This window comes from uncultured Amaricoccus sp., assembly GCF_937858865.1.
In the GTDB taxonomy this organism is placed as follows: Bacteria; Pseudomonadota; Alphaproteobacteria; order Rhodobacterales; family Rhodobacteraceae; genus Amaricoccus.
Window position 1 is genome coordinate 1 of the sequence record NZ_CALLYO010000273.1, and the last position, 1,932, is coordinate 1,932.

The window sequence follows — 1,932 nt, forward strand, 5'->3', positions numbered from 1 at the left end:
TTGGGGTCGCGAACGACCACTTCGAGCCCTTGTATCAGGCGGCGTCCTAAGCGGAGGCGGCTGGGTTCAGGGCAGGGAGGGGGGTCTGGTGCGATGGCGGTCTGGTGGGGGGCATCGCGGAGAGGGCGGACAGGAGGTCGCGGCGGGCGTCGGCTTCCGCGGACTCGGCGCCCGGCGGGCCGTAGGTGGAGCGCTCGAGGCGGCGGAGGGCGGCGGCGACGGCAGGGGGGATGGCGGGTGGGTCCGGGCGGGCGGCTTGCCATTGGAGGAGGCGGCGGCGGATTTCCGGTGGCGGCGCCGTGCGGGCGGCGTGGCGGAGGGCGCGGTAGAGATCGGCCTCGGTCGGGGGGCGGGGCGAGCGGGGGCGACGGCGGGAGACGGTGAAGGCGATGGCTGCGCCGATTCCGAGGAGGAGGGCGGTGGCGATGGCTCGGAGCGGGGGGCCGCCGTCCTCGCGGTCGGCATGCCATCCTGGCGGGGCGGCGACGGTCAGCTGAATGGGGGCGGTGGTGGCGGTCTCGCGGCTTTCGGTCGTGGTGTTCCACCAGTCGAGGGCGATGGGCGGGAAGGCGTAGGTTCCGGGCTGCTCGATCACGTAGGCGATGGCCTCGGTGCGGGTGGCGGGGGGGCCGTCGGCGAGGGCCGGCTCGCGGGGGTAGGCGCGGAGGCCGGGGGGAGTGGCGATGCGGGAGGCGAGCGGGGGGAGCAGGATCGCGGGGGGGCCGGCGGCGGTGGTGGTCAGGGTGAGCGTGAAGGCGTCTCCCGGCTTCGGGGCTGGGGGGAGGCCGTCGAGCGCGGCCGTCACGGTCACGGCGGTGGCGGCGAGGAAGGGGTCGATGCCTTCGGCGCCGGCGGGGACGGTGGCGGAGAAGGCGATGGGCGGGAGGTCGAGGACCGAGGAGGTCGGCTGGCTGGTCTCGGGGTCGGCCCAGGTGGCGGTGACCTGCGGTTGGCCGAGGTCGTAGTCGCCGGCGCGCTGGGGGACGATCTGCCAGGTGCGGGCGACGCCGGACCAGGTGTCGCGGCCGATGCGCTCGGTCACCGGGTGGGTGGCGCGGCCGGGCAGTCGGGTGACGGCGTCGGCGATCTGGAGGTCGGGCCAGACCGGCGGGTCGGGCATGAAGGTCGGGACGAGGAGGGTGGCGGTGACCTCGACCGGCGTGCCGACGGTGACGGGGCCGTCCGGATCGAGGGTGACGGTGAGCTGCGGGTCCTGCGCGAAGGCGGCGCAGGGCAGCAGGAGGAGCGCGAGAAGGTGTGCCGGGCACGGGGTGGGCACGCGTGCCCACTTTGGCATCATGCTGATACCAAACGACTTTCTCTCCGGCGCTAACCAAATCGCAATCATCGTTAACGTGCCTTCGGCGCGGCCGTCGCCTCGATGGCGAAGCGCGTCTTGAGGAAATCGGCGGGTTTGGTCTCGACCGAGCGCATCCACTCTTCGGCGGCGTCCTCGGAGAGCTGGGAGCTCGCGTCGATGCGGACCCGGCGGCCCTGGTCGCCGGTCAGGTCCTCGACAGTGTCGTCGGGCGGCTCGGTGCCTTCTTCCTGGTCCTCGGCGTCGCGGGCTTCGGACAGGTAGGCGATGATGCGCCGGGTGACGTCGAGGTTGCGCGCGGCCGCCGCGTCGTTCGGGTCGAGCTTGAGGGCGGCCTCGAAGGCGGCGACGCCACCCTGATAGTCGCGGCCGCGGACAAGGGCGATGCCGCGGTTGGTCTGGGCGGCGGCGGTCTGGATCGGGGCGAGGGCCTCTGCCGCCTCGGGATACTGGCCGGCGCGGAAGAGTGCGGCGGCGCGCCATTCCGGGTCGGCGAAGGCTGCGGCTGCCTCGGGATAGCGATGCGCGGCGTAGAGGCGGGCGCCCTGCTGGTCGGGGGTCCAGAACCAGCCGGCGAGGGTCTCACTGAGCCCGGCGGCGCGGGCGTGGCCGGG

At 74.2% G+C, this 1,932-nt stretch carries 1 protein-coding gene and 1 pseudogene; both read right to left on the bottom strand.

The genetic code is table 11. From position 1 onward, the window contains the following. Window positions 1–46: 46 nt before the first annotated feature. Entirely contained in the window at window positions 47–1,279 is a 1,233-nt protein-coding gene (locus Q0112_RS07730) for a hypothetical protein (protein ID WP_297973553.1), read from the bottom strand. Between the two features lie 71 nt (window positions 1,280–1,350). After that, window positions 1,351–1,932 (bottom strand): annotated as a pseudogene (locus Q0112_RS07735) (VWA domain-containing protein); the annotation flags it as partial.